Here is a 21,436-nt window from a genome sequence, read left to right as displayed (position 1 = left end):
GGGGACACGGGCGCGAGACGTGGCGTCTCGTTTGAGCGACAGTACGGCACGCAGAGGGGCCTGGCAAGACGATACGTCTCGTCTTGATGGTGGAGCGGTCAGGCGGAGGCTATGCGCAGCACCAGTGCCGCCGCCGCGACCAGGGCGAGAACCGCCGCCGGTGCCAGCTCGAAGTCCTTCACGCGCAGGTGGGAGGTGACGGCACCGAGGAAGTAGAGCACCAGGCCCACGGCCGCGGCCTCGCCGAGGAGCGGGACGAAGAGGCCCGCGAGCAGGCCGAGCGCGCCGGCGGCCTTCGCGGCCGCGAGCCACGGCAGTGCGCCCTCTGACACGCCCACCTTGGTCATGTTGCCGATGACCTGCGGGTTCTTGGTGAACGTCATGAAGGCGGAACCGAGTGAGGCGAGGGCGAGCAGGGCCGCGACGACGGCATAGGCGATGAACATGGAGGTGCTCCAACGATCCGGGGACGAAAACCGTTGAAGAGTAACAACGATTTCTCTCGCTCCACAATCACGTTGTTGTTACGGTGGACGGCATGGCAGCACTCCCGACCGATCGCCTCGGCTTCCTCCTCTCCTTCCGCGGCGAGCTCACCGGCGCCCGCATCCGCGCCGCCCTGGGCGTCGCCGGGCTGCCCCCGCGCAACGCGATGACGCTGATGCAGCTCGCCCCCGGAGCCACGAGCCAGCGCGAGCTCGCCGTCGCGATGGAGATCGACCCGAGCCAACTCGTCGCGATCCTCAACGAGTTGGAGGCGGCCGGGCTCGCCGAGCGCCGCCGCGACCCGGCCGACCGGCGCCGCCACATCGTCGAGATCACCCCGGCCGGCACCGCCACCCTGGAGCGCATGGACGAAGCCGTGCGCGAGGCCGAGCGTGAACTCTTCGGCGACCTCACCGAGGCCGAACAGCACCTCCTGAGGGGCCTCCTGGACCGCGTCGTCGTGGACCCGGCCGTCCACGAATGCGGCGAGTAGTCGCCAGAGAGGTGTGAAGGAAAACCCGGAGGGAGATCGCTCTCGGCGATGAGTTCCGGGGGTGCGGACGGTCTACCCCGTGACCGTTCCACCAGTGAGGAGACCACCATGGCCGAGACCGACACCCGGACCCTGGACGCCGCCGGCGCGACCCTGCGCTACGACGTGCGCCCCGGCACCGGGACCGACGGGCGTCCCCTGCTGCTGATCGGCTCGCCCATGGACGCGAGCGGCTTCACCACGCTCGCCTCGCACTTCACCGACCGCACCGTCGTCACGTACGACCCGCGCGGGGTGTCCCGCAGCGAGCGCACCGACGGCGCCCCGGAGAACCTCCCCGAGGAGCACGCCGACGACCTCGCCCGGCTGATCGAGGCGCTCGGCGGCGGGCCCGTGGACGTCTTCGCGAGCAGCGGCGGCGCGGTCAACGCCCTCGCCCTGGTGGCCCGGCGCGGCGACCTGGTGCACACCCTCGTCGCGCACGAGCCGCCGACGGCCCGGGTCCTCCCGGACCGCGAGGCGGCCCTCGCGGCCTGCGCGGACGTCCACGCCACCTATCTGCGGGACGGCTGGGGCGCGGGCATGGTGCGGTTCATCGCCCTGACGAGCCACCAGGGCCCGGTCCCGGCGGACTGGTCCGAGGGCCCCTTCCCCGCGCCCGAGACCTTCGGGTTCCCGGCCGAGGACGACGGCTCGCGCGGCGACCCGCTGCTCGGGCAGAACATGCGCGGCTGCACCTCGTACCTCCCCGACTTCACCGCCCTGCGCGCCGCGCCGACCCGGATCGTCGTCGCCGCCGGCAAGGAGTCCGAGGGCACGTTCGCCGCGCGGGCGGCGGTCGGCGTCGCCGAGGGGCTCGGCACCCCGGTCGCCGTCTTCCCGAGCCACCACGGCGGCTTCCTGGGCGGCGAGTTCGGGCAGCAGGGCGCCCCGGCGGAGTTCGCCGAGGCGCTGCGGTCGGTGCTGACCGAGGGCTGAGACCCGATCCCCGGGACCCGAGCGCCGAGTCCCGGGCCCCGATCCCCGACGCGCTACTTCTTCGCGGCGGCGGCCTTCACGGCCGCCGCCGCGTCGACGTTCCCGAGGCCCAGTTTGAGGGCCTGGCCCGGGTTGGCGGCCGTGTCGCGGATCGTCCGCGTGATGGCGGCCGGGTCCAGGCCCTGGTGGCGGGCCGGCGGCGCATGAAGATCTCCCCATTCGTCTGCGTCTGCCCAAGTCGACAACCGGTACGGGCGGCCCGCATCTCGAAGATCTTCTGCCGCTGCCCGACCCCAACCCGCATTGTTCTAGTAGAGTGCAAACAAGGGAGGATTCCATGAACCGTGCCACGCCCCGTCTCCGCGCGCTCGCCGCGCTCCCCTTCGTCCTCGCGCTCGCCGCGTACGAGCTGCTGCTCGTCCTCCGGTACGACCGGCTCCCCGACCCGCTCGCCACCCACTTCGACGCCGGGGGCACCGCCGACGGCTTCACCGGCCGCGCCGCGTTCCTCCTCGTGAGTACGGTCCTGCTCCTCGGCCTCGGCGCCGGCTGGACGCTCCTCGTCCGCCGCTCCGCGCTGTGGGGGGCCTGGGCGACGGCCGGCTTCACCGGCACGCTCTTCGCCCTCCTCGTACGGGACAACACGGACGTCGCCGACCCGGCCCGGGTGGAATCGCCGCTGGTCAACCTCACGGTCGCGGCGGGTGTCGCGGGCGGGTGCGCCGCCGTCGGCTGGGCCCTGACCCGGCTCGTCCCGCCGGAGGACGCCGAGACCCCCGCCACGGACGTCCCGCGGCTCGCGCTCGGCGCCCACGAGCTCGCGGGCTGGACCCGCGCCACCGGCTCCCGGCCGCTCACCGCCCTCGCGGTGCTCGCCCTCGTCGCGACCCCCGCCGTCCTGCTCCTCGCGCCCTGGCCGGCCGCGCTGCTCGGCCTCCTCGGCCTCGTCGTCGGCCTCCCCGGACTCGTCCTCGCCCGGATCAGGGTCACCGTCGACCGGCGCGGCCTCACCGTCCGCCCCTCGTTCGCCTCCTGGCCCCGCGTCCGCGTCCCGCTCGACGAGGTCGCCGGCGCCGACGCCCGGGACATCTCCGCCCTGGGCGACTTCGGCGGCTGGGGCTACCGGGTCAGGGCCCACCGCACGGGCCTCGTGGTGCGCTCCGGCGAGGCCCTCGTCGTACGGCGGACCGGCGGCCGCGAGTTCGCCGTCACCGTGCCCGACGCGCGGACCGCCGCCGCCCTCCTCAACACCCTCGCCGAGCGGCATGGGAAGGTCTGACCGTGCTCTTCCGTGTCGACCCGGCCTCCGCCGTCCCCCTCGGCGACCAGATCGCCGCCTGCGTCCGGGGCGCCCTCGCCGACGGCTCCGCCGCGCCCGGCGAACGCCTCCCGGCCGCCCGCGAACTCGCCGACTCCCTCGGCGTCAACGTCCACACCGTCCTCCGCGGCTACCAGCGGCTCCGCGAGGAGGGCCTCATCGAACTCCGCCGCGGCCGCGGCGCCCTCATCGTCCCCGGCGCCACCGCCCCCCACCGGGCCCGCCTCCTCTCCCTCCTCCGCGAGGCGGCGACAGAGGCCCGCGAACTCGGCCTCACCGAACCGGAGTTCCTGGACCTGGCCCGCACGAGCCTGCACTAGCGCCTGGGCGGGGGCTCAGCCCAACTCGCGTACCGGCGACCCCGCGAGGAACGCCTCGATGTTCTCCACCGCCTCGCCGAAGTACCGCCCGTAGTTGGCCTCCGTGACGTAGCCCAGATGGGGGAGGGCAAGGACGTTCGGGAGGGTGCGGAGGGGGTCGTCGGCGGGGAGGGGTTCGGTTTCGTACACGTCGAGGCCCGCCCCGGCGATCCAGCCCTCGCGGAGGGCCCGCAGGAGGGCGTCGCTGTCGACGAGGCCCGCGCGGGAGGTGTTGAGGAGGTAGGAGGAGGGGCGCATCGCGCGTAGTTCGGGTTCGCCGACGAGGCCGCGGGTGCGGTCGGAGAGGACCAGGTGGAGGGAGACGAAGTCGCTGGTCGAGAACAGGTCGAGCCGGTCCTTCGCGAGCCGTGCGCCGTGCTCGGCGGCCCGCTGCTCCGTCAGGTTCGGGCTCCACGCGGCGACGTCCATGCCGAAGGCGAGCCCGATGCGGGCCACCTTGGCGCCGATCTTCCCGAGCCCGACGAGGCCGAGCGTCCGGCCGGCGAGGTCGGAGCCGACGGTCGACTGCCACGGCCCACCCTCCCGTACCGCCCGCGCCTCCGCGGGTACGTGGCGGGCGAGACCCAGGAGGAGCGCCCAGGTCAGTTCGGTGGGCGGCTCGGAACTGCTGGCGGTGCCGCAGACGGTGACGCCGCGCGCCGCGCAGGCGGCGAGGTCGATCGAGGCGTTGCGCATCCCGGAGGTGATCAGCAGCCGGAGCCGGGGGAGGCGGGCGAGGAGCTCCGCGTCGACCGGGGTCCGCTCCCGCATGACCACGAGGACCTCGCAGTCCTCGACGGCGGCGACGAGCGCGTCCCGGTCCGTCAGGTGCTCGCGCAGCACGCGGACGTCCACGCGGTCGGCGAGCGGGCTCCAGTCGGCGGAGGTGAGGGCGACGCCCTGGTAGTCGTCGAGTACGGCGCAGCGCAGCTTCATGACCGCATGATCGCGTACACCCCTGTGCGCCGCCCAGAGCGACAGAACCATCCCCCTTCTGGAGAATTGCCCTGACTTGTCCAGAACGTGAGGAGTGGGTGCCATGAGTGCAGCGGCCGGCGACAGCGGTGACGAACTCGCCCTGCTCCGGGCCCGGGTGGCCGCCCTGGAAGCGGAGAAGGCGACCGCCCGGCCGCCCCACCACCGCGTCCGCTCCTTCTTCTCCGCCCTGCTCATCGTCATCGGCTGCATCCTCGTCCCGCTCGGCATCGTCTCCACCTGGACCGCGGACCTCCTCGGCGACACCGACCGCTACGTGCAGACGGTCAAGCCGCTCGCCTCGGACCCGGACGTCCAGGCCGCCGTGGCCAACCGGGTGACGAACGCCGTCATGGACCACATCGACCTGCAGTCCCTCCTGGAGGGCGTCGCGCCCGACCAGCGGCCCCTGGCGGCCAAGGCCCTCGGCAAGCTGGGCGGCTCCCTGGAGAGCGCGGTCGGCAGCTTCGTCCACGAGCGGGCGCAGGACGTCGTCGCCTCCCCGGCCTTCCAGACGATCTGGGCCGACGCCAACCGCGCGATCCACACCTCCCTCGACCGCGCCCTGACCGGCAGCGACGAGGGGGCCGTGAAGATCGAGACGAACACGGTCACCATCGACCTGGCGCCCGTGATCGACCGCGTGAAGCAGCGGCTCGTCGACTCCGGCCTCGACGTCGCGGCCAAGATCCCCGAGATCCACACCGACTTCACGGTGGTCAAGTCCGAGGACATCGGCAAGGTGAAGACCGGCTTCGCGCTGCTCCAGACGATGGGCGTGTGGCTGCCGGTCATCGCGATCCTGCTCGTCGCCGGCGGTGTGCTGCTCGCCGTGCGCCGCCGCCGCACCCTCGTCGCCGCGGGCCTCGGCGTCGCCGTCGCGGCGATCGTCCTCGGCGTGGCCCTCACCGTCTTCCGTACGGTCTACCTGAACGCCCTGCCCGCCAACGTCTCCCCGGGCGCGGCGAGTTCCATCTACGACACCCTGATCCGCTTCCTCCGCACCTCGGTGCGGGTGTACGCCACCCTGGGCATCGTCGTCGCCCTCGCCGCCTGGCTCTCCGGCCCCAGCCGCCCCGCCGTCCTCGTCCGGGGCTTCTGGCACTCCGGGATCGACGCGAGCCGGTCCTTCGCCGACCACGCGGGCATGCGCCTCGGTCCGGTGGGCCCGTTCGTCCAGCGCTACCGCACCTGGATCACCTGGATCCTCGTCGCCGGGGCGGCCGCCGCGGTCGTCTTCTGGCCCCACCCCACCGCCTGGGTCATCGTGGGGCTCGTCCTCGCCCTGGTCTTCGTGCTCGCGGTGGTGGCCTTCCTGGCGGAGGAGCCGGGGGAGTCGGCGGAGGCGCCGCCCTCGAAACCCGTATCGAGCGCCTGAACACCCGGCTACCATCCCCGCAACCGGGGGGTGAGCGATGAAGCGCGGGCTTCTTGTGAGCGTGAGTGCGGGTGTATTGCTGGCCGTCGCGACCGGGTGCACGGGGGCCACCCCTCCACCTGAGGCCCGGGCCTCTTCCGCTCCTCCCTCCTCCCGCTCTCCCGAACCGCCCGAGCGCGGCCCCGCCACGCCGCTGGGCGCGGCGGTGATCACCGCGAAGGACGCGAAGCTGGTCGAGGCCTTCCGCAGGTGGAAGGTCTTCCCCGCGGATACGGCCGTCCCGGCGCTGTCCGACGTGGCGGTCCTGCGGCGCGGCCGGCCGGCGGGGACGGGGGACCTGGCCTGGATGCCGGACGCCGACACGTACTGCCAGGTGTCGATCCGCGAGCGGGGCGCGGACCGGGAGTGCTTCGGCCTCGCGGCCGGGCGGAAGCCGCAGGGCTACGTGCACGTGGGCAGGGCCGCTCCGCACGGTGTGGGCGATCAGGCGGGACCGCCGGTCATGTGGCTCACCGTCAGCGTCGTCGAGAACGCCGCCGGGCCCTTCGCCTTCACCGGCGGGACGCCGGAGCACGTGACCCCGCCGAGGGAAGCCACGGTGAGGTTCCCCTCGGGCAGGACGATCACGTTCGTGACGTACGAGCTCCCGGAGCGTACGGAGATCCCGACGGGCGCCGAGGTCTGCGGTCCCGGCCGGGTCGTCTGCTTCGACCCGTTCGAACCGAGCGGACCCTAGGGGCCGCCGTTCGGGAACTCCCTCTCCACCCGCGCCGGTACGAGCGCCGCCCCCGCCAGGAGGCCGACCGCGATCGTCGTGACGACCGTGAGGAAGTCCATGAGGTCGTGGAAGCCGTGCAGGACGTGCCCGCCCGCCAGGGAGGTGAGCGCCCGAAGGCCGAGCGAGCCGACGGTGAGGGTGAAGAAGCCGCCCAGGAAGAGGACCAGCCGGGGCGGGCGTCCGGCGGGGCGGGAGAGCAGGTCGGCGGCCACCGCGAGGGCCATCGCGGCGACGAACGTGCCGCCGACCTCGCCGATCAGGGCCGTGCCCGCCGCCTGGACGCCGAGCGACAGGTACACGAGCCCCGTCACCGGGCCCGCGAGCCGCCACGGCACCCCGAAGGCCAGGAACAGGCCCGCCGTGAAGACGGCCCAGCTCCCGACGATCACCCAGCGGGACAGGTCCGCGTCCTGCGCCGTGTCGAGGAGCGCGCTCGTCGGCGTGCCGGTGACGGCCACGCCCAGGAGGACGCCCACGTACAGCTGGAGGAGCAGGACGAGGGCGTAGACGAGGCGGACGGCGCCGGTCGACAGGAAACCGCCGACGAGTTCGGCGGCGGCCGCGCTCAGCAGGTCGCCGGGCACGAAGAAGAACAGCGCCGGAAGCATGATCAGCACCGGGCCGCCGTGCTCCTGGCCCGGCCGGAGCAGCCCCAGGGTCACCAGCGAGACCAGGGCGGCGGCGAGCAGCGGCAGGACGCGGGCGAGGCGCGGGCGCCGGTCCGACAGGACGGTCAGGAGCGCGACCAGGGCGGCGAGGAGGGCGGTGGTGCCGATCTCGTACCAGGTCGGCTGCACGGCGGGCGCGAACCCGACGGAGAACAGCACGATGCCGACGCCCCGCGCCCAGCGCGGCACCGTCGCGGGCAGCGTCTCGATCCGCCGCAGCCCGGCCGCCGCCTCGGGCAGGGGCGGCCGGGTGTCCCGTACGCGCTCGACGAACTCCTTGAGCGCGACCGCCCGGTCGAGCCGGGAGACGTCGGGGAAGGCGGTGACGGTCGAGGTGAGCGTGCGGTCCCCGGCGGTCACGGAGAGCACGGCGCCGTCCGCGACGAGCACGGTCTCGGCACGGCCGCCGTACGTACGGGCGACGCCCCGGACGACCCGGTCGACGCCCTCGGCGCCCTCTCCGCTGAACGTCAGCATGAACCGCGTGAGTTCACGGAGGAAGTCGTGCAGGGCGCCGGGGCCGTCCCCGGGGTCGGCGTCGGGACCGTGCCCGGGGGCGGCGTGGGGACCGTGCCCGGGACGAGGACCAGGGCCGGGATCGAGGGCGTGCTCGGGCTCGGGGCCGCCCGTCACCGGCGGACGGTGTCGTCGGTCTTGAGGTCCTTCAGCTCTTCGTCGAAGTCGTCGAGCTTGTCCGGGCAGTAGACCTGCAGGACGATCCGCTCGGCCTGGACGGCCCTGGTGTCGGAGATGACCGGCCGCATGCCGGGGCCCGTGGCGCCGTTGGCCTGCTGGATCTTCCACAGCGCCGTGTTGAGGGCGCCGCCCGGGTCCTCGCAGACCGGGCCGCCGTCGGTGCCGAGCAGCTGCTGGACGGTGTCGGTGTCGGGGGAGGGGTACCCGGCCTTCACCAGCTCCTCCTGGAGCTGCTCGGCCTTGGCATGCGTCTCGTTGTTCTTCTTCACGCTCGCGTACCGGATGACCCCGGTGACGGCGAGGCCGACGAGGAGCACGATCGCGCCCCAGTAGATCCACTTGTGCTCGGAGGCGAAACGGGTGGGGCTCATGCCCGGTCTCCCTCGCTCGAAGTGCCGGAGGCGGCGGCGGTGCGCCAGTCCGGCTTGCGGAACTTCAGGAAGAGCCACGGGATCAGGAAGCCGAGGACGAGCAGGCCGCAGGCGATGAAGAGGACGTACGACCAGACGCTGCCGCCGCCGAACTGGGAGGGCGGTACGAATCCGATGCCGAGCGCCGCGAGCGAGGCGAGCAGACCCACGGTGCAGACCAGGCCCAGGGCGGGCACCCGGTAGCCGCGGGGGTGGTCGGGCTGTGTCTTCCGCAGGCGCATCGCGGCGGCGAACATCAGCAGGTACACGATGAGGTACACCTGCGTGGTGATCGTGGAGAAGATCCAGTAGACGCTCGACACGTTCGGGATGAGCGCGTACATCAGGGCGATGACCGAGGTCACGACGCCCTGGGTGACCAGGATGTTCTGCTGGATGCCGAACTTGTTGAGCTTCTGCAGGAACGGCGGCAGGTAGCCCTCCTGGCGGGAGATCTCCAGGAGGCCCTTGGACGGCCCGGCGAGCCACGTCAGCATGCCGGCCAGGGAGGCGGAGATCAGCATGACGGCGGCGATCGGGGTCATCCAGCCGACGTCGAAGTACGAGAAGAAGGCGTCGAAGGCCTGCATCACGCCGGCGGTGAGGCTGAGCTGATCGGCCGGCACGACCCAGCTGATGGCCAGGGCGGGCAGGATGAAGATCAGCAGGACGAGGCCCATCGCCAGGAACATCGACTTCGGGTACTCCTTCGCCGGATCCTTCAGCGAGGAGACGTGCACCGCGTTCATCTCCATGCCGGAGTACGACAGGAAGTTGTTGACGATCAGGACCAGGCTGGCGAGTCCGGTCCACTCCGGCAGCAGGTGACCGGAGTCCATCGGCGCGGCGGACGGGTTGCCCTGGCCGAGGAAGACCATGCCGAGCACGACGAGGATCGTGCCCGGCACGAGCGTGCCGATGATCAGGCCCCAACTGGACAGTCCCGCGAGGGCCTTGGTGCCGCGCGAGGAGACCCAGACGCCGGTCCAGTACAGGACCATGATGACGATCGCCGTGTAGACGCCGTTCGAGGCGAGGGACGGGTCGATGACGTACGCGATGGTCGAGGCGACGAACGCGAGCAGGCTCGGGTAGTAGAAGATCGTCATCGCGAACTGGCACCAGACCGCGAGGAATCCGAGCGGCTTGGACAGCCCCTCGGCGACCCAGCGGTAGACGCCGCCGTTCCAGCCGGAGGCGAGCTCCGCGGAGACCAGGGCGGTCGGCAGCAGGAACACGATCGCCGGGACGAGGTAGAGGAACACGCAGGCCAGCCCGTAGACGGCCATCGTCGGCGCGGCCCGCAGGCTCGCGACCGACGCCGTCGTCATCAGGGCGAGCGTCACCCAGGTCATGGTGCTGGGCGCGGCGGTCCGCACCGCGGCCCGCGGCCTGGGGACTTCGGCCGGTGTGTCGAGGCTGCTCAAGGGGCCCTCCCGTACGTACGCAGGACGTCGGTTCAGCCTTGAACGGCCCTGGGGGCCCGGCAACCGGTATCGGCCGTACGGGGGACGGGTCCGGACCACTCGTCGGAGTGGGGTACGTGCCTCAGGGCGTACGGCCGAAGGAGCGGCGGTACGTGCGCGGGGGCACGCCCCGGCGGCGGACGAACTGGGCGCGGAGCACCGCCGCGCTGCCGAAGCCGACCGCGCGGGCGATCTCCTCCACCGGGAGCTCCGTCGTCTCCAGGAGCTCCTCGGCGCGGCTGAGGCGCAGCCCGAGCAGCCAGGCGTGCGGGGTGGTGCCGGTCGAGGCCGCGAAGCGGCGGGCGAAGGAACGCCGGCTCATCAGGGCCCTGCGGGCCAACTCGGCGACGGGCAGCGGCTGGTGGAGGTTCTCCCGGGCCCAGGCGAGGACCTCGGTGAGCCGCTCGTCCCGGCTGTCCTCGGGCACGGGCGTCGCCAGGTACTGGGCCTGGCCGCCGTCGCGGTGGGACGGCAGCACCAGGTCCCGGGCGATGGCGTTGGCCGTGGCCGCCCCGTACTCCCGCCGCAGCAGGTGCAGGCACAGGTCGAAGCCGGCGGCGGCGCCCGCGCCGGTGACGACCGTGCCCTGGTCGACGTAGAGGGCGTCGGGTTCGACGGCGACCTCCGTGTGCCGTTCGGCGAGGAGGCCGGCGAACCGCCAGTGGGTGGTGGCCCGCCGCCCGTCGAGCAGCCCGGCCGCGGCGAGCGCGAAGGCCCCGACGCAGTGGGCCGCGACCAGCGCCCCGCGCGCGTGCGCGGCGGTCAGCGCGTCGAGCACGGCGGGGGCCGGAGGCGTACGGAAACCGGCCCACGGCAGGGCGATCACCAGATCGGCACCGGCGAGCCGGTCCAGGCCGTGGTCGACGACCAGCGGCAGCCCGACATCGGTACGGACCCGGCCGGGCCGGTCGGTGCAGAGCGCGAAGTCGAAGGCGGGCAGGCCCTGTCCGCGCGCGTCGAACACCTCGGAGACGATCCCGGCACCGAGCATCCCGACGCCGTGCGGGGCGTAGGCGGCGACGGTGAGGAAAGGCACCGGGGCAGTGTGGCACGATTCCCGCGATCAGTGGCAGGACGGCCACTCGTGAAGGTCCTTGCCCCACAGAAGACTTGGGGCCATGACGACGACGAAGAACCTCCCCGGCGACGCCCTCCCCGCTCACGGCGACGCCCTCCCCGCTCACGGCGACGCCCCCACCGCCCGCACCGCCACCTACACGGTCCTGACCACCGGCTACACCCTCTCCACCGGCCCCGGGGTCGCCGCCACCGTCTCGTACGTCCGCGACGGCGACCGGCACGTGATCGTCGACCCCGGCATGGTCGCGAGCCGCGACCGGATCCTGGGCCCGCTCGCCGCGCTCGGCCTCGGCCCCGACGACATCACCGACGTGGTGCTGAGCCACCACCACCCCGACAACACCATGAACGTCGGCCTCTTCGGCCGGGCCCGCGTCCACGACCACAAGGCGGTCTACGAGGCCGACCAGTGGACCGACCGCGACGCCGAGGGACACGAACTCGCCCCGTCGCTGAGGCTGATCCGCACCCCCGGCCACAGCGCCGAGGACATCACCCTCCTCGCGGGCACCGGCGAGGGCGTCGTCGCCTTCGTGGGCGACCTCTGGTGGCGGCCGAACGGCCCCGTGGAGGACCCGGTGGCCCCCGACCACACGGTCCTGCGGAACTCGCGCCTCCGCGTCCTCGCCGCCGCCGACGTCATCGTCCCCGGCCACGGCCCCGCCTTCCCGGCGGACGACACGGCACCGCTCTAGAAGCCGTTCGAGCCGGGCGGACGACACCGCGCCACTTTAGGAGCCGCCCAAGGGGGCCCGCCCCTGCCCCGTGTGCCTAGACTCGTCTTCCATGTCGATCCCTGACGAGTTGCTCGTCGACGTCGCCGCCACCGTGGAGTCCGGGCGGAGCAACCAGATGTCCCTGACCGTCGTCGCGGGGGGAGTGGTCATCACCGGGCGCCTCGCGCCGGAGGCCCTGTGGAGACAGCGGGTGTCGGAGGTCCTGACGGACTCGGCCCGGCTCGGAGAGTTCTCCGGGGTCTTCTCCCCCGTACGGGACGAGCTGAAGACCGTGGAGCCCCCCACCCACCTCCACTTCCACCTCGCCCGCATCCTCCAGGGCACGGTGGGGATGCCCGAGACCGGCGGCATGTACCGCGTCGCCATCGCGGACGTCAGCGCCTGGACCGTGGGGGACTTCAGCTACTCCGACGGCTGACCGCCGCGCCGGTCGTCCCACGCCCGTCGTCCCACGCCCGTCACCTGACCCCGGAGACCACGAGGAACGGCGGGTGCCCGGCCTCCGCCGGATCGCCGCCGAGCAGCGCCGAGCGGTGGGTGAGGACGGGCTCGTGGACGTCCAGGTCGGTGAACCCGGCCTTGCCGAGGACGTCCAGGTACGTCTGGCACGGCCAGTGGTGGTCGACCGTCTCCAGCGGGGCCGCGCCGCCGGGCAGCTCCCGGCGGGAGCGCCGCCGCTCGCCCTTGGTGTAGACCCGGCCGGGCTCGCCGCCGCGGAAGGTGGAGAACCGGATGCCCGCCGTGCGCGGATTGGCGTCGAGCACGGCGAACCGGCCGCCGGGGCGCAGCACGCGGTGCGTCTCGGCGGCGATGTCGTGCAGGTCGGCGATGTCCCCGGTGGTGGTGAAGACGAAGCAGGCCATGGCGGCGTCGACGGAACCGTCGGCGAGGCCGTCGAGACCGCCGTCCCCGGCCGCCCGGTAGTCGATCCGCGGGTGCGGGCGCCGCGTACGGGCGATCTCCAGCATGTGCGGCGAGCGGTCGACGGCGATCACGCTCGCGTCGGAGGCCTCGACGACCCGGGTCGCGACCTTGCCGGGCCCGCAGCCGTAGTCGAGGACCGTACGGACGGCACAGGAGCCGATGCCGAGGGCGTGGAAGACGGCGGGGTACCCGATGAGGCGCTCGGGGAGGTCGTCGTAGGCCTCGAAGGCTTCGGCGAAGGCTGCGGTGTGCTGGTCGGGAGCGCTGATCGTACGAGAGGTCATGAGGTGGGAGCCTTCCGATGATGATCCACTTCGTCCGGAACGTACTGGTCGGGGAAGCCGCAGGACAGGGCCTGGACGTACCCCTCACCCGGGTGGGCCAACGGTCCCGGCCGCTGCCGGGCGCCCCGCCCGGCCCCGTGGGTTGATGAGAGGACTGTCGACGACACCTTTGATCGAAGGGGAAACTGTGGCGCTCCACGAGATGAAGGCCCCGCAGAGCGCTGACGCGGCGACGGACGTGTTCGCCTCCGCGCTCAGCGAGCGCGTCCTGCCGAAGCACCGGATGCCGGAGGAGTCGAACATCCCCGCGGTCGTCTACGCGATGCTCCACAACGAGCTGCTGCTCGACGGCAACTCGGTGCAGAACCTCGCGACGTTCTGCACGACGTGGACGGACGACGAGGTCCGCCGGCTGATGAACGAGTGCCTCGACAAGAACATGATCGACAAGGACGAGTACCCGCAGACCGCCGAGATCGAGTCGCGGTGCGTGAACATCCTGGCCGATCTGTGGAACGCCCCCGGGAGCGCGACAGGCGAGGGCACGGCGATCGGCTGCTCCACCACCGGCTCCAGCGAGGCCGCGATGCTCGGCGGCCTGGCCCTGAAGTGGCGGTGGCGGGAGAAGCGCCGCAAGGAGGGCAAGCCGACGGACCGGCCGAACCTCGTCTGCGGGCCCGTGCAGATCTGCTGGGACAAGTTCGCCCGCTACTTCGACGTCGAGCTGCGTCAGATCCCGCTGGAGCCGGGCGCCACCGGCCTGCGGCCGCACCAGCTGAAGGAGTACGTCGACGAGAACACCATCGGCGTCGTCGCGATCCTCGGCGTCACCTACACCTGCGACTACGAGCCGGTCGCCGAGCTGGCCGCGGAACTCGACCGGATCCAGCAGGAGACGGGGCTCGACGTCCCGATCCACGTCGACGCGGCGAGCGGCGGCTTCGTCGCCCCGTTCCTCCACCGGGACCTCGTCTGGGACTTCCGGCTGCCGCGGGTCTCCTCCATCAACGCCTCCGGCCACAAGTTCGGCCTCGCGCCGCTCGGCGTGGGCTGGGCGGTGTGGCGGACCGCCGACCTGCTGCCGGAGGACCTCGTCTTCCGGGTGAGCTACCTGGGCGGCGACATGCCGACGTTCGCCCTGAACTTCTCCCGCCCCGGCGGCGAGATCGTCGCCCAGTACTACAACTTCCTGCGGCTGGGGCGGGCCGGATACCGGCGCGTCCAGGAGGCGTGCGCGCTGACCGCCCGGTACCTCGCCGAACAGATCGCGGACATGGGCCCGTTCACGCTGCTCTACGACGGGCAGGGCGGGCTGCCCGCCGTCTCGTACACCCTCACCGACCCGGAGGGCGCGGGCTTCAGCCTGTACGACCTCTCCGACCAGCTCCGGATGCGCGGCTGGCAGGTCCCCTCCTACCCGCTGCCCCCCGAGCGGCAGGAGACCGTCATCCAGCGCGTCCTGATCCGCCACGGCATCGGCCGCGACGAGGTCGACCTCCTGGCCCAGGACATCCGCCACTGCCTGGAACGCCTGGAGAAGGGCGTGCCGTCGGACGCCGACCGCGCGGGATTCCACCACTGAGGGGACTTCGTCCGACACCGGTCAGGATTCGAGAAGCGCGGAACCGGGGCCCGGAACTAGCGTGAAGTCCATGGACATCACCATTCACACCAGCGCCCTTCCGCACGACGACCCGGACGCCTCCCTGGCCTTCTACCGGGACGCCCTCGGCTTCGAGGTCCGCAGCGACGTCGGCCAGGGCCGGATGCGGTGGATCACGGTCGGCCCGGTGGGGCAGCCGGGGACGTCGATCCTCCTCGCGCCGCCGGCCGTCGATCCCGGCATCACCGAGGAGGAGCGACGCACCATCACCGAGATGATGGCCAAGGGCACGTACGGCTGGATCCTCCTGGCCACCCCGAACCTCGACTCCGTCTTCGAGAAGGTCCGGGCGACGGACGCCGAGGTCGTCCAGGAGCCGACGGACCAGCCGTACGGCATCCGCGACTGCGCCTTCCGCGACCCGGCGGGCAACCTGATCCGCATCCAGGAAGTCCGCTAGATGTGCCGCCCCGGCTGGGCGCAGGCCCGCACCACGGCGCGGCACCTGGAGGACCTCACCCGCATGCGCCGCGTCCGCGACCGCATCGACCGGGAGTACGCCCGCCCCCTGGACGTCCTGGCGCTGGCCCGCGCCGCGGACCTGCCCCCGGGCCTCCTGAGCCGCCGGTTCCGCCTCGCGTACGGGGCATCGCCCTACGACTACGTACTGTCCCGCCGTGCGGAACGCGCGAGGACGCTGCTGCTGCACGCCCCCCGTACCTGAGAGGGGCCACGGAGGACCGCGTCGTCGCCCTCCTCAAGCGGGCGACGGCCTGAGGGGGGACCGCCCTCCAGACGGGGTCCTCGCCCGCGTGTGCGCCGCCGACCCGCCCCGGGATTCGCCATCCTGACGGCATGACGGACGAGGCGGGCGAACGACTGCAGACCTCCGCGCGCGGCTGGCTGACCCTCCAGCTCGCCGTGCTGGGCTTCGCGGGGCTGTGCGGGGCGATCAAGAGCGGCGGCACGGGCGGCTCGGGGGCGCCGCGCGTCGTGGAGGCGGTGGCCGGGGTCCTGGTGCTGCTGGCCCTCGGCGTCGCGTGCGCGGCGACGTACCTCGTGGCGCGGATCGCCTGGCCGCTGCACGCGGGACCGACGACGGACGCGGTACGCGCCGGGCGGCGGCTGCGCCTCGGCATCGCCCTCACCTTCCTCGCCGTCCTCCTGGTCGCCGTCGCGGCCAGCACGGCGTGGTGGCCGGAGGAAGAGGAAGCGGCCTCGGCGACGGGGGCCCTGGTCCAGGTGTCCACCGCCTCGGGCACCTGGTGCGGCGTCCTGCGGGCGAGCGGCGAGGGCGTCCTGGGCCTGGAGGTCGCGGACGCCGGGCGGGCCGTGGACATCCCGCTGGGCGAGGTGGCCGCACTCCTGCCGGTCGGCACCTGCGGCTCGTGACGCGGGGCCTCGTGACGCGGGGCCTCGTGACGCGGGGCCTCGTGACGCGGGACCGCGGAGCGCACGGTCGATCAGCTCATCGGAACATCCCCCTCACCCGGTCCACCAGCACTCCGAAACCGGCCTTTCGAGAGGCCCGGACAGCCTCCCGCGTCCCCACCGCGTCGTCGTCGCCCCGCCAGGTGCCGAGCTGTCGCTCGGCGCGCTCCAGCCAGCTCCTGTACCAGTGGCCGAAGTCGTGCCCGGTCGGCCGGATCCCCAGGTCCGCCGCCCGCAGGTCCTCCCAGACGGCACCCCGGTGCGGGCCCGTCATCACCAGCAGCGACGTGTAGCCGCAGCCCTGCTCGCCGAGGAAGACCGCGCCCGCCTCCTGCGCGTCGTACAGCTCCTCGTAGCGCTCGTTCCAGGCCGACTGGGCGCGATGGAACTCCTCGTCGCTCGCGAAGGAGTCCTCCTCGGGCTCCTGCGCGTCGAGCTCGTCGAGCTCGCCCTGCAGCGCCTCGGCCACGAAGGGCCGGCCGGCGAACCCGGCGGTGGTCGGCTGGGCGGAGAAGGTGAGGCCGGTGCCGCGCCACTGCCACCCGTCCTCGCCCGGGGACGGCGTCATCAGGCCGTAGTGGGGACCGGCTCCTCCCGCTCCGACATGGAGGAGGAAACCCCGGTACTGCGCGGGCAGACCGGTGCCGAGCTCCGCCTCCAGCGCCCGGAGCTGCTCCTCGCTCATGACCGGACCGAGCCGAAAGCCGTGCCCCCGCGCGCCGAAGACCTGGTCCGCTTCGGGGTGTTCGGCGAGCCGGAGCACCCGCTCCCGTACGCCCGCCCACACGTTCTCGTCCATGCGGCACACGCTAGCCCGAAGGTGGCCCAGTCGTCCTGTGTGCAATTGGCCTGTGGGACGGGGCAATTGAGCACTAGCGTAGGCGCAATGACGACAAGATCTACTACGGCCGTGACCCTCGCCGACGCGCCGCTGCGGCAGGCCCGCAACTCCGCCGCCCTGTGGACCGCGACCGGCCTGGCCCGGGGGAACGAGGTCGTCCGGCGCCGCGGATTCGTCGCGGTCGACGGCGGCGAGCGGGCCGGTGTGCGGGTCCTGGTCCAGGAGCCTGACCTCGACCCGGGCGAACTCGCCGAGCTGAGCGAGCTGGTGCGCCGCGCCTCGGGCCCGGTGACCGCCGAGGACCCGTTCAGCTCGACCGACCTGAACCACCTGGGCATGCGCAACTGGCAGATGCCGGTCATGCTGCGCCCGCCCGCCCCCGTCGACGCCCCGGCGCTCGACGTGTTCCGGGTGGAGAAGCCCGAGGACCTCCAGGCGGCCGAGCGGATCGTGATCGAGAGCTTCGAGCTGGACGGATTCGAGCCCGACCGCCCCGGCGGGCTGTTCCCGGCGGCGCTGGTCGAGCAGCCGGGCGTGGACGTGTTCCTCGCCCTGGTCGACGGCGTGGCCGCGGGGGCCGGCGTCAGCGTCGTGGACGACGGCATCGGCAGCCACTACTGGATCGGTACGTCGACGGCCTTCCGGTCGCGCGGCGTCGGCCGGGCCGTCATGCTCGGCGCCCTCGCCCACGTGGCCGACCTGCCGGTCACCCTCACCGCCTCGAAGCTGGGCAGGCCTCTGTACGAGTCCCTGGGCTACACCGTCGCGGCCCCCTCGACCTGGTGGTCCTCCGTCCCGGCGACGGCGTAGGTTCCGAGCCCCCGAACCGGAGGCCCGGAGACTCGGAGGCTCAGGGGCCGGGCGCGGGCGGGACGCGTCGTCGGCCGGGCACCCCGCCCCCTGTCCGGGCCGGTCAGTTGGCCGGGCTGAAGTCGCCGCCCACCGGCGCGGGAGAGGAAGGGGCCGGCCGTCACGGCCGTTCAGCGGCCCCCCGAGTACCCCGTACGAACCCCTTCCGGCGGACACGGGGCATCGCGCGGCGGTCCTCGCGCGGGCGGGCCCCAGGCTGGGCGGGGGCGTGTGCTCTGCCGCCGAGGCGGCCGGACGGGAAAGAGCTGATCGACATGAGGGACGAGATCCGGATCGCTCCGGCGGACGGTCAGGCGGCCGAGGACGTCGCCGACGTGCTCGCCCAGGCGGCGGAGGCGCAAGGGCTCGACGCGGGGGAGATCACGCTGAGCGGCGACCAGGTCGTCGTGCCGCGCGCCCTCGCCGCCCGCATGGACAGCAGCGGCCTCACGGGGTTCCCGCCGGAGAACCAGGCGTACAGGCTCCAGGGCCCGGTCGACCTGATCGACCCCGAGAACCCGGACCGGCCCACGTTCCTGGTCGTCCCCGACAACTGACGGGCGGCAGCGGCGGCGGCAGTGGCGGGGAGCGCGGCCGGCCGCCGTCGACCTCGACCGCCGGCATTCGTGACGTACCCCCCAGGAGACCGCTTGTGGCGCTGTGGCTGCTCAACCACCTGAGCACGTTCGTGCTGGCCCTGCTGATGGTCGGCGGGATCGTGCTCGTCGCCGTCGCGGGCAGCGCGCTCGCCCGCCGTCGGTTCCCCCGCCTGGCCGAGGGCGAACACAACGACATGGCCGGCGTCGTCCTCGGCATGTTCGGCGCGATCTACGGGATCATCCTCGCGTTCGTGGTCGTCACCCTGTGGACGCAGCTGGACCACACCCAGACCGTGGTCTCCCAGGAGGCCACCGACATCTCCCTGGTCATCCGCACCACCCGGTCCTTCCCGCCCGCGGAGCGGGCGCGGGTCGACAGGGCGGTGGGCGAGTACGTACACGCCGTGGTCGACGTGCAGTGGCCGAGGATGCGCGACGGACGGCCGAGCTTCGACGTCACGTCCAGGAAGCTCGGGGCGGTGTACGACGCCCTGGAGGCCTACGAGCCGCCCACGGCGCGCGCCCAGACCTTCTACGGGGAGGCCGTCACCCGCCTCGACGACGCGGCCGCCATGCGGCGCGAACGCATCAACCTCGCCACGAACGAACTCCCGGTGCTGCTCCAGGTCCTGGTCTACGGCGGCGCGCTGGTGATCATCCCGCTGACCTTCCTCTACGGCCTCCGCAGCCTGAGGACGCAGTTCCTCTTCGTGGCCAGCGTCGCCGCCCTGATCGGCTTCAGCCTCCTCCTGGTCCTGGTGCTCGACCGCCCCTTCACCGGCGACCTCACCGTGAGCCCCCAGCCGTTCAAGGAGTCGTCCCTGTCCCGGTTCTGGCCCCGGGGAGCACTCGGCTCGCCGTGAGGAGCCCCGCTCGAAGCAGCTCAGGCGAGTCCCCCGAGGAGCTCGCCGAGGACGTGCCGCAGGACGTCCGGTCGCTCCAGGTGGACGTCGTGTCCCGTCCCGGGGACGCTCAGGGCCACGGTCTCGGGGCGGAGCCGGAGCATCTCGCCGGTCTCCTCGGGCGGGATGATCCCCGACTGGCCGAGGACGGCCAGGGTCGGGCAGGTGATCCGCGACCACTCGTCCCAGAAGGACCGCTGGGCGATCTCCGCCAACGACCCGACCAGCACGTCGCGTTCGAAGCGCGGCCACCAGCCGCCGTCGCGCTCCGCGAGGCCGTCCGCCCAGCCCTCGCCGACCGGGCCGCCGCCGAGGAACTCGACGGCGGCCTCCCGCGAGGGGAACGGCCGGGGCCAGGCGTCGAGCCAGCCCCCGATCTCCGTCTGGACGTCGCGGTTCGGCCCGCCCGGCCCGGCCTCCACCAGGACGAGGGCGCGGAAGAGCCCGGGGTGCGCGGCGGCGGCGAGCATGGCGGTGTGCCCGCCCAGCGACTGGCCCACCAGGACGGGCTGCCGGAGGCCGAGCTGTTCGAGCACGGCGACGACGTCCCCGACGTACGCGGCCCGGGAGACGTCCCGCGGGTGGCGCTCACTGGCGCCGTGGCCGCGCTGGTCGACGGCGACGACCCGGTGGCGGGGGCTCAGATCGCGGGCGACGGCGTCCCATTCGCCCGCGTGCCCGGCGAGCCCGTGCAGCAGGACGACGGGGGTTCCCGATCCGCCCCAGTCGCGGCAGGACAGCCGGACGCCCTCGCGTTCCACGGTGCGTTCGGACCAGGTCATGCGGCCTCTTTCCCGTTCTGGAGGATCAGCTGTCGCGGTGGGGCGGACAGCGGACAGCGGACAGCGGTCAGTGGTCGGCGGCAGGCGGTAGGCGGTAGGCGGCGAGGAAGGCTCGGGCGCCGGCGGCGGCGTAGCGGTCGAGTTCGGCCTCGGTGTGCTGGGAGCGGCCGGTGAACATGGCCTTGTTCACCGGGATCCACAGCAGCAGCCCGGAGAAGTGGTTCGCGGCCAGGAGTGCGTCGTCGACGCGGAGCAGCCCTTCGTCGGCCAGTCGCCGGAAGGTCGCGGCCAGCGTCGAGAGCCCCCGTTCGAAGCCCTTCTCGTACCACTCGGTGCCCAGCTCGGGGAAGACGTCGGCGTTGGCGATGATCAGGCGCCGCAGCTGGATGACCTGGGGATGGGTGAGGGTGGTCAGGAACCGGCGGGCGAGCAGGGTCAGGTTCTCCTCCAGGTTGGTGGCGTCGGTCGGGACGTCGGCCAGCAGGTCGATCGCGGTGTCGAGCCGGTCGGTGGTGGCCAGGACGATGTCGGCGAAGAGCTTCTCCTTGTCGGAGAAGTGCTTGTAGACGGTCTGCTTGGACACCGCGGCCAGTCTCGCGATGTCGTCCATGCTGGTGCCGGCGTAGCCCTTCTCCAGGAACACCGCGGTCGCGGCCTCCATGATCGCCTGGTGCTTGCGGGCCGAGCGGCCTTGTCCGGTGGTGTCCATGCGTCTCCTTCAATGAGTACTGGACAGTCTAGTTCCTGTGTGAGTACTGTACCGTCCAGTTCCGAATCGCGGGGTGCAATCAGGGCGCTCACCGCGCAATCACGGCGCTCACGGCGCCATCACGGGGAGGGAAACCATGCGGAAGATTGTCGCGGGCCTGTTCATGTCTCTGGACGGAGTCGTGGAGGGCCCGGAGAAGTGGGGCATGCCCTACAACACCGGTGAGGCGGCCGAGGCGGTGACCCGGCTGTTCGACGACGCCGACACCGCCCTGCTGGGCCGCGGCACCTACCAGCTGTGGAGCTCGTTCTTCCCGCACGTCACCAGCGAGCAGGTGCCCACCGCCGACTGGCTGAACGCCGCTCCGAAGTACGTCGTCTCCTCCACCCTCACCGAGGTCGGCCCGTGGCAGGGCAGCCACCTGATCACGGGCGACGACATCGCCGGCCGGATCCGGGCCCTCAAGGAGCGGCCCGGCGGCAACATCAACGTCGGCGGCAGCATCACCCTCGTCCAGTGGCTCATGGGCAACGGCCTGCTGGACGACCTCTACCTGCAGATCGCGCCCGTCATCGCCGGCACCGGCCGCACCCTCGCCGACGGCGAGCAGATCCCCATGCGCCTGGCGGGCACGCGCGCCTTCGCCAACGGCGTCATCGAGGCCCACTACACCCCCCAGCCGCGCTGACC

General features: G+C 72.9%; 27 protein-coding genes. 16 read left to right on the top strand and 11 right to left on the bottom strand.

All coding sequences use genetic code 11. The features are described from left to right. Positions 1–98 precede the first annotated feature (98 nt). A complete protein-coding gene (locus tag ACH4TP_RS18375) occupies positions 99–446 on the bottom strand; it encodes a DoxX family protein (protein WP_398438541.1) in 348 nt (115 codons plus the stop codon). 92 nt (positions 447–538) lie between these two features. Here ACH4TP_RS18375 and ACH4TP_RS18370 point away from each other — a divergent pair, with 92 nt between their 5' ends. Next, complete coding sequence (locus ACH4TP_RS18370; RefSeq protein WP_389222827.1) at positions 539–979, top strand: MarR family winged helix-turn-helix transcriptional regulator; 441 nt, start codon at positions 539–541, stop codon at positions 977–979. Between the two features lie 108 nt (positions 980–1,087). Beyond that, positions 1,088–1,957 carry an alpha/beta fold hydrolase gene (locus ACH4TP_RS18365; protein WP_398438540.1) on the top strand — a complete coding sequence of 290 codons (870 nt, stop codon included), beginning with the start codon at positions 1,088–1,090 and terminating at the stop codon, positions 1,955–1,957. Between the two features lie 53 nt (positions 1,958–2,010). Here ACH4TP_RS18365 and ACH4TP_RS18360 read toward each other — a convergent pair whose 3' ends face one another. Continuing rightward, positions 2,011–2,202, bottom strand: coding sequence for a hypothetical protein (locus ACH4TP_RS18360; RefSeq protein WP_398181353.1), 192 nt, complete (start codon positions 2,200–2,202; stop codon positions 2,011–2,013). A 92-nt stretch (positions 2,203–2,294) separates the two neighbouring features. Here ACH4TP_RS18360 and ACH4TP_RS18355 point away from each other — a divergent pair, with 92 nt between their 5' ends. Both ACH4TP_RS18355 and ACH4TP_RS18350 read left to right on the top strand, forming a co-directional pair. Continuing rightward, positions 2,295–3,236, top strand: coding sequence for a DUF1648 domain-containing protein (locus tag ACH4TP_RS18355; RefSeq protein WP_398438539.1), 942 nt, complete (start codon positions 2,295–2,297; stop codon positions 3,234–3,236). Positions 3,237–3,238: 2 nt separating this feature from the next. After that, positions 3,239–3,595 (top strand): GntR family transcriptional regulator, encoded by a 357-nt coding sequence (locus ACH4TP_RS18350; RefSeq protein ID WP_398438538.1) that lies wholly within the window; start codon positions 3,239–3,241, stop codon positions 3,593–3,595. A gap of 15 nt (positions 3,596–3,610) precedes the next feature. Here ACH4TP_RS18350 and ACH4TP_RS18345 read toward each other — a convergent pair whose 3' ends face one another. Next, positions 3,611–4,570: a D-2-hydroxyacid dehydrogenase family protein gene (locus tag ACH4TP_RS18345; protein ID WP_398438537.1), complete on the bottom strand. Its 960-nt coding sequence runs from the start codon at positions 4,568–4,570 to the stop codon at positions 3,611–3,613. Positions 4,571–4,673: 103 nt separating this feature from the next. Between ACH4TP_RS18345 and ACH4TP_RS18340 the strand changes: the two genes are divergently transcribed. Together ACH4TP_RS18340 and ACH4TP_RS18335 are read left to right on the top strand one after the other, a co-directional pair. Further along, entirely contained in the window at positions 4,674–5,987 is a 1,314-nt protein-coding gene (locus tag ACH4TP_RS18340) for a hypothetical protein (protein ID WP_398438536.1), read from the top strand. Between the two features lie 205 nt (positions 5,988–6,192). Then, positions 6,193–6,723, top strand: coding sequence for a hypothetical protein (locus ACH4TP_RS18335; RefSeq protein ID WP_398438535.1), 531 nt, complete (start codon positions 6,193–6,195; stop codon positions 6,721–6,723). On the opposite strand, the gene ACH4TP_RS18330 is transcribed toward ACH4TP_RS18335, so the two are convergent. The 4 genes from ACH4TP_RS18330 to ACH4TP_RS18315 form a co-directional block, all read right to left on the bottom strand. Next, entirely contained in the window at positions 6,720–8,066 is a 1,347-nt protein-coding gene (locus ACH4TP_RS18330) for a threonine/serine exporter ThrE family protein (RefSeq protein WP_398438534.1), read from the bottom strand. The two genes, ACH4TP_RS18335 and ACH4TP_RS18330, sit on opposite strands and share 4 nt — an antisense overlap. Continuing rightward, positions 8,063–8,500, bottom strand: coding sequence for a hypothetical protein (locus ACH4TP_RS18325; protein WP_398181374.1), 438 nt, complete (start codon positions 8,498–8,500; stop codon positions 8,063–8,065). The genes ACH4TP_RS18330 and ACH4TP_RS18325 overlap by 4 nt, the downstream gene beginning before the upstream one ends. After that, the gene (locus tag ACH4TP_RS18320) at positions 8,497–9,966 is read right to left on the bottom strand and encodes an APC family permease (protein ID WP_398438533.1); all 1,470 of its coding nucleotides are present in this window, start codon (positions 9,964–9,966) and stop codon (positions 8,497–8,499) included. Before ACH4TP_RS18320 ends, ACH4TP_RS18325 begins: the two co-directional genes overlap by 4 nt. A 121-nt stretch (positions 9,967–10,087) precedes the next feature. Continuing rightward, positions 10,088–10,996, bottom strand: coding sequence for a helix-turn-helix domain-containing protein (locus ACH4TP_RS18315; RefSeq protein WP_398438719.1), 909 nt, complete (start codon positions 10,994–10,996; stop codon positions 10,088–10,090). Positions 10,997–11,123: 127 nt separating this feature from the next. Here ACH4TP_RS18315 and ACH4TP_RS18310 point away from each other — a divergent pair, with 127 nt between their 5' ends. Together ACH4TP_RS18310 and ACH4TP_RS18305 are read left to right on the top strand one after the other, a co-directional pair. Then, complete coding sequence (locus tag ACH4TP_RS18310; RefSeq protein ID WP_398438532.1) at positions 11,124–11,780, top strand: MBL fold metallo-hydrolase; 657 nt, start codon at positions 11,124–11,126, stop codon at positions 11,778–11,780. Between the two features lie 91 nt (positions 11,781–11,871). Next, entirely contained in the window at positions 11,872–12,240 is a 369-nt protein-coding gene (locus ACH4TP_RS18305) for a hypothetical protein (protein WP_389222847.1), read from the top strand. Between the two features lie 40 nt (positions 12,241–12,280). On the opposite strand, the gene ACH4TP_RS18300 is transcribed toward ACH4TP_RS18305, so the two are convergent. Continuing rightward, on the bottom strand, positions 12,281–13,030 hold the full coding sequence (locus ACH4TP_RS18300) for a class I SAM-dependent methyltransferase (RefSeq protein ID WP_389222849.1): 750 nt from the start codon (positions 13,028–13,030) through the stop codon (positions 12,281–12,283). A 187-nt stretch (positions 13,031–13,217) separates the two neighbouring features. Between ACH4TP_RS18300 and ACH4TP_RS18295 the strand changes: the two genes are divergently transcribed. The 4 genes from ACH4TP_RS18295 (at position 13,218) to ACH4TP_RS18280 (ending at position 16,025) form a co-directional block, all read left to right on the top strand. Beyond that, positions 13,218–14,612: a glutamate decarboxylase gene (locus ACH4TP_RS18295; RefSeq protein WP_398438531.1), complete on the top strand. Its 1,395-nt coding sequence runs from the start codon at positions 13,218–13,220 to the stop codon at positions 14,610–14,612. Positions 14,613–14,682: 70 nt separating this feature from the next. Then, on the top strand, positions 14,683–15,093 hold the full coding sequence (locus ACH4TP_RS18290; protein ID WP_398181384.1) for a VOC family protein: 411 nt from the start codon (positions 14,683–14,685) through the stop codon (positions 15,091–15,093). Continuing rightward, positions 15,094–15,357: a hypothetical protein gene (locus ACH4TP_RS18285; protein ID WP_398438530.1), complete on the top strand. Its 264-nt coding sequence runs from the start codon at positions 15,094–15,096 to the stop codon at positions 15,355–15,357. It abuts the gene before it with no gap. 131 nt (positions 15,358–15,488) lie between these two features. Next, the gene (locus ACH4TP_RS18280; RefSeq protein WP_398438529.1) at positions 15,489–16,025 is read left to right on the top strand and encodes a hypothetical protein; all 537 of its coding nucleotides are present in this window, start codon (positions 15,489–15,491) and stop codon (positions 16,023–16,025) included. A gap of 76 nt (positions 16,026–16,101) precedes the next feature. Here the strand turns inward: ACH4TP_RS18280 and ACH4TP_RS18275 are convergent, their stop codons facing one another. Continuing rightward, a complete protein-coding gene (locus ACH4TP_RS18275; RefSeq protein WP_398438528.1) occupies positions 16,102–16,863 on the bottom strand; it encodes an SMI1/KNR4 family protein in 762 nt (253 codons plus the stop codon). Between the two features lie 111 nt (positions 16,864–16,974). Here ACH4TP_RS18275 and ACH4TP_RS18270 point away from each other — a divergent pair, with 111 nt between their 5' ends. The 3 genes from ACH4TP_RS18270 (at position 16,975) to ACH4TP_RS18260 (ending at position 19,216) form a co-directional block, all read left to right on the top strand. Then, positions 16,975–17,715 carry a GNAT family N-acetyltransferase gene (locus ACH4TP_RS18270; RefSeq protein ID WP_398438527.1) on the top strand — a complete coding sequence of 247 codons (741 nt, stop codon included), beginning with the start codon at positions 16,975–16,977 and terminating at the stop codon, positions 17,713–17,715. Positions 17,716–18,029: 314 nt separating this feature from the next. Further along, positions 18,030–18,311, top strand: coding sequence for a hypothetical protein (locus ACH4TP_RS18265; RefSeq protein ID WP_398438526.1), 282 nt, complete (start codon positions 18,030–18,032; stop codon positions 18,309–18,311). A gap of 95 nt (positions 18,312–18,406) precedes the next feature. Next, on the top strand, positions 18,407–19,216 hold the full coding sequence (locus ACH4TP_RS18260; RefSeq protein ID WP_398438525.1) for a hypothetical protein: 810 nt from the start codon (positions 18,407–18,409) through the stop codon (positions 19,214–19,216). A gap of 20 nt (positions 19,217–19,236) precedes the next feature. Here the strand turns inward: ACH4TP_RS18260 and ACH4TP_RS18255 are convergent, their stop codons facing one another. Beyond that, on the bottom strand, positions 19,237–20,037 hold the full coding sequence (locus ACH4TP_RS18255; RefSeq protein ID WP_398438524.1) for an alpha/beta fold hydrolase: 801 nt from the start codon (positions 20,035–20,037) through the stop codon (positions 19,237–19,239). A 67-nt stretch (positions 20,038–20,104) separates the two neighbouring features. Beyond that, entirely contained in the window at positions 20,105–20,746 is a 642-nt protein-coding gene (locus ACH4TP_RS18250) for a TetR/AcrR family transcriptional regulator (RefSeq protein ID WP_398181407.1), read from the bottom strand. A gap of 136 nt (positions 20,747–20,882) precedes the next feature. Here ACH4TP_RS18250 and ACH4TP_RS18245 point away from each other — a divergent pair, with 136 nt between their 5' ends. Then, a complete protein-coding gene (locus ACH4TP_RS18245; RefSeq protein ID WP_398181410.1) occupies positions 20,883–21,434 on the top strand; it encodes a dihydrofolate reductase family protein in 552 nt (183 codons plus the stop codon). Positions 21,435–21,436: the final 2 nt, after the last annotated feature.

Source organism: Streptomyces sp. NPDC021012 (assembly GCF_044333355.1).
Lineage (GTDB): Bacteria > Actinomycetota > Actinomycetes > Streptomycetales > Streptomycetaceae > Streptomyces.
This window is presented reverse-complemented; position numbering and strand designations above follow the sequence as displayed.